Genomic DNA, 4,873 nt, shown 5'->3' with positions numbered 1-4,873 from the left:
TTCTCGCGAAAGCGAGTTCCCCACCGTTAACTTTAATTGTCCCCACCTACTTAACCTTTGTTCAAAACCCGCCCTTTCCGAATGTAGGGGCGGGTTTTACAACTATCGTTTCTTCCCTCACCCAGATGTAACTAAACCCGCCCCGACTGTTCTCTATTCTCTGTTCCCCGTTCCCTATTCCCTGTTCCCTGTTGTCCAAATCGCGATCGCGCCATCATTACTCCCACTCACCAATATCTGTCCATCATGACTAAAGCCGAGGGAGAAAATCGAACCCGAAAACCCTTCCAACATCGTCATCAACTCACCCGATTCCAGATTCCATAACCCTAATCTGCCATAAGGACCTAACGCACTAGCTAAAATGTTACCCGACGGATGTAGCGCCAAAGCATTCACAAACACAGGTTTGGGGTTTTCCACAGGTGTCGAGAGTAATTCCCCAGTTTCGGGATTCCAAATGTTAATGGTTTCAGCAAAACTCTCACTCACCAAGACATTTCCATCCTGATTAAACGCCAACGCTCTTAAAGACTGAGGATGCTGGAGGATATGCCGAATTTCCCCACTCTGCCAATTCCATAGATGAATTGTACCGTCCTCAGAACCACTGACAAGGAGTTCTCCATTGGGACTAAAAGCAAGGGATAGAGTTAATTTTTCAATCTCAAACTGAAGTAGTTGCTTGCCTGTTTCTAGATTCCACAGGGTAATTTCTGAGACAAACCCTAACCCTTCTCCTCTTCTTCCACTAGCCAGAGTTTTTCCATCTGAGGTAATTGCCAGGGATGGAATCATGCCTTCTTTTTTCTGGAGAGTCTTGATCAATTCGCCAGTTTTCAGATTCCAGAGTTTAATGGAACCGTCCTCAATACCCCCGCCACTCACCAATTTTTCTCCATCTGGACTCATGGCGAGAGCAGTAACTTGATCCGAATGTCCAGAAAGCGTCCGCAATGGTTGACCTGTATTTAGGTTCCAGAGTTTAATCGTTTGATCATCGCTACCCGTGGCGAGGAATTGTCCATCTTGGCTAATCGCGATCGCACCTACGGCATCTGTATGTCCCTTAATATTACGCAATAATTTGGCATCTTGCCATTGTTGAGTCGGCGTAGCGGCGATGAGAGTAGCATTTCCGGGACTTGGGGATACAGAGAGCGATCGCGGCACGTTGGTTACGATAACAGACAGCACAGTTATAACCGTCAGTGCGACGAAAACCGCGTAAGAACTTGACCGACGACTCATAGTTAACCTTTTGGCACAACATCATCCCACCTAAATTGGTGAGGTTGTTCCCTTAGACGACAGATAAAGCCAGAAAGTATCCCATAAATATTATTCCCGTGCCAACAACAGCACAAAAAATTAGAGAAATTAATTCGGAGAGGGTATAACTTACAGAGAATCCAGGCATCATGAAACTCCCAAACTACGGTAACGATGCCATGATCACTTGGAATGAATCAATCAACCTCATACTTTCGGGTTAAATTAAATAATCTGGCTGATAAATTTAATGAATATTTAATCTTTCCGCAGGATTAGTTGGACATTGCACGACAGATAGAGGCGGTATCCCAGGACGAGAATGGGTGGGATAACGGTAGGGGTTGCCATTATTTTCTATTGGTTCAACGGTATCCGGTATTTTTTCTAAATCCGCTTCAGATGCCGTATCCGTGGTGACCCAAGCAGCACTAGGAGAATCCGGGGCAAGTTGGATAATGTAACAAACCATCCACTGATTGTGATGGTGGTTGTAGTCATAAAAGCGTCCCAGAATTACGCCCCAGTCTGTCTTATTTGTTTTCCACTGAACGCGATCGCCTTCTTGGTAACGAGGAGTAGGAATTGGCAAAGTGTTGAATTGTGTGTAGGGGCGGGTTTCACTATTATCGTTTCTTTTTTCCCCAGATGTAACTAAACCCGCCCCAACTAAGTGTTGAGTCTCCATCTCTTCACCGTGACGCAGGGCGTTTAAGGCGCCAGCGATGAGTTTTCCGTCGATGCTTCGAGTCAACTCCTGGATAAATAGTTTCGCGATCGCATTCACTTCAGCATCGGTTAGGTGCATTTGTTTAGCCATTTGATTTACTTCTCTACCGCTCACTTATCAACAAAACCCGCCCGATCAAAGCCGGGGATATGGAGTGGATTAGGTTACCGTTTTTACGGAAGATTCGTATTGATTTTATGGGGATGTTGAAAAAGCGCAACTGACGAAGTATCAAAAAGAACCAGTGACAGAATTGAGTGTGCAACACTACTCGCCGTCACTTTATCTATCTCAAGCCATAGATACAACCTTCTTTATCAAAACTTAAAAAAAAATAGTTTATGTAAATAGAATTGTATATTTATGTAATGGTTTTGCTCAGGACTCGTCAACAGCCTGTGCGTTCAGCAGGACTCAAGGACGCATTCAATTAGGGAACAGGGAACAGTAATGAGCGTGTGACCAAGGCTCCAGGGCTGCAAGGAATGGCGCAAGAATGCATGGGTAAGGAGGTGATGAGGAAGTGATGACTGCTGAGACGGACATGATATAGCACTACCGGGATACGTTAGGACATTCCCCTGTTGCCTGTTGCCTGTTGCCTTTTTACCCAATTTTATTGTCCTAACCTCAATGCGTAATGCTATATCAGTGACTCGGAGCCCTATGCCTCAGTCACTGTGTTCCTCGTACCATAGCCTCTGAGTAATTACGTTGTATTTTAAGAAAATATTACGGGGTGTTGACAACATGCTCCATCAGGTTAACCCATAACCAAACTCTAATTGCTATGATCGGAGCTTGCTTCAATTAAATGACTCATACGTCAATTTGAGGTGCATTCTACACTAGGAGTCATCATGCAACTATCACAGCCTTTGTCGAAGTCGAAACCCAAGCATATTGTTTTGACCTCTCATCCAGGGCGTTCTGGGAAACAACCCCCTCGCCTGAATTGGGGAGAAATCGACCCCCTCAAGCGGGGACCGATTATCGGTACGGTGACAAACCTTGCCCATCGTAACGTGATCGGCACTCACTCTGGTTCCTATTCCGTCTATCGGGCATTAGCCGTTGCCAGTGGAGCGCTTCATCCCAATCACCGAGCGGATTTGACCAATACGGCTCCAGTGGTCGAGATTGGTCCCCATCCCAGTTGGGCTGACCCTAATCGCATTGTGTCTCTTGATCCCTTTGGGGGAATGGTGGGTGATGTCTACGCCAACCTCTATGAGCAAGGGTACGACATTCGACCCACGATCGCAGTCACCCAAGCCCATGTCAATTTGCCGGAAATCCAAGAGGCGATCCAGAAAAATCGCATATCAGTTGACGGTAAAATTGTCAAGCCTAACGGCAGTTTAGTTGTCACCAAGGTTGCCATTGACCCCGTGTGGTATCTGCCAGGAATTGCCCACCGACTCAACGTCGAGGAAGGAGAATTACGTCGCGCCCTCTTCCAGCAAACCGGGGGAATGTTCCCTGAACTGGTAACCCGCCCAGATTTACAGGTTTTCTTACCTCCGATTGGTGGGATTACCGCCTACTTAATCGGTGAGGTGGACGCGATTACTGATCCCAATCGCCAACTTGCCGTGCGCGTTCATGACGAATGCAACGGTTCCGATGTGTTTGGTTCCGATATCTGCACTTGTCGTCCTTATTTAGTACATGGTTTGGAAGTTTGTGTACAAACCGCGCAAGCCGGAGGTGCAGGGGTTTTGGTTTACTTCCGCAAAGAAGGGCGAGCATTAGGTGAAGTCACCAAATTCCTGGTTTATAATGCCCGTAAGCGACAAGAAGGCGGCGATAGCGCTTCTTCCTATTTCAACCGCACTGAATGTGTGGCGGGTGCCCCCGATATGCGGTTCCAAGAACTAATGCCCGATGTACTACACTGGTTGGGAATTACTCGCATTGAAAGTTTTGTCTCCATGAGCGACATGAAATACAATGCGATCACCAGTTCGGGTATTGAGATTGTCAAGCGCATCCCAATTCCTGACGATTTAATTCCCGAAGATGCCATGGTCGAAATTGCTGCCAAACAAGCGGCTGGTTATTACACTGAAACAACCGCACCCGATGCCGTAAAATTAGCGACGATTAAAGGGCGTAGTCTTGGTTGATAGTTTTTGGTTCGTTATTGGAACTTGGGGAGTTGAGCAAAACCAATGACGAATGAAATGCCAAAAACAACAGATGATTGCAGATTTGATTTCAGGCAACTTCTTTGTTATTCTTGATCGAGTGACTTAGCTTCCTCATAGTCAGCAGTGTTTCCTTTCAGAACAGTAAGTGTGTCTAATCACAAGTAGAGTGTGTACTCCCGCACTGGCGTCTGTAGTAAGCTATACCGACAGACCGTTATTCAGGGGTACACACTATAAATTAAAATTATGAAAAAGTTTCGAGTTTTGTGTAGGGGCGGGTTTCCCTGTTATCGTTTCTGACCTAACAATAAATATAACGGCTACCAACCCAAGCCAGGACAAATCTGTTCCCTGTTCCCTTTCCTAACCAAAATGTCCCGCCTTAGACCGATAACCATATAACTAACCCGCCCCGACGTAGAGACGTAGCATGCTACGTCTCTACATTCGCGTATTCCCTGTTCCCTGTTAAGAAGTTCCCCGTTCCCTGAAAAATGACAAATGATCAACAAACCATTGCATATCTAAGAACACCAAAGGCGATTCGAGAACGGTGCGATCGCGTCTTGGATCTGGCTGAGGCAAACCAGTTGCATTACTTCGGCTGCGATTTAACCCAGCTAGAAAATGTGGCAAGTTATGTGATTCAAGTCATGCAGGATGACTATCCCGATTTTAATATCCCATTCCACAGTCGCTGGCGGCATTTTGAAGTCGG

General features: G+C 46.2%; 4 protein-coding genes. 2 read left to right on the top strand and 2 right to left on the bottom strand.

Annotated features, from left to right (window positions below):
- Nucleotides 1-174 precede the first annotated feature (174 nt).
- Entirely contained in the window at nt 175-1,251 is a 1,077-nt protein-coding gene (locus tag ACLFWI_RS26825) for a WD40 repeat domain-containing protein (RefSeq protein ID WP_446415460.1), read from the bottom strand.
- Between the two features lie 268 nt (nt 1,252-1,519).
- Nucleotides 1,520-2,092 (bottom strand): hypothetical protein, encoded by a 573-nt coding sequence (locus tag ACLFWI_RS26820; RefSeq protein WP_446415459.1) that lies wholly within the window; start codon nt 2,090-2,092, stop codon nt 1,520-1,522.
- Nucleotides 2,093-2,862: 770 nt separating this feature from the next.
- Here ACLFWI_RS26820 and ACLFWI_RS26815 point away from each other — a divergent pair.
- The gene (locus ACLFWI_RS26815; protein WP_446415458.1) at nt 2,863-4,131 is read left to right on the top strand and encodes a GTP cyclohydrolase II; all 1,269 of its coding nucleotides are present in this window, start codon (nt 2,863-2,865) and stop codon (nt 4,129-4,131) included.
- Nucleotides 4,132-4,649: 518 nt separating this feature from the next.
- Nucleotides 4,650-4,873, top strand: a 224-nt coding sequence (locus ACLFWI_RS26810) for a DUF1688 family protein (protein ID WP_446415457.1), incomplete at its 3' end; no start/stop codon positions are given.

It is taken from the genome of Coleofasciculus sp., assembly GCF_046539235.1.
Classification (GTDB): domain Bacteria; phylum Cyanobacteriota; class Cyanobacteriia; order Cyanobacteriales; family Coleofasciculaceae; genus Coleofasciculus.
The sequence above is the reverse complement of the archived record's forward strand: the minus strand, read 5'-3'. Positions and strand labels throughout refer to the sequence as shown.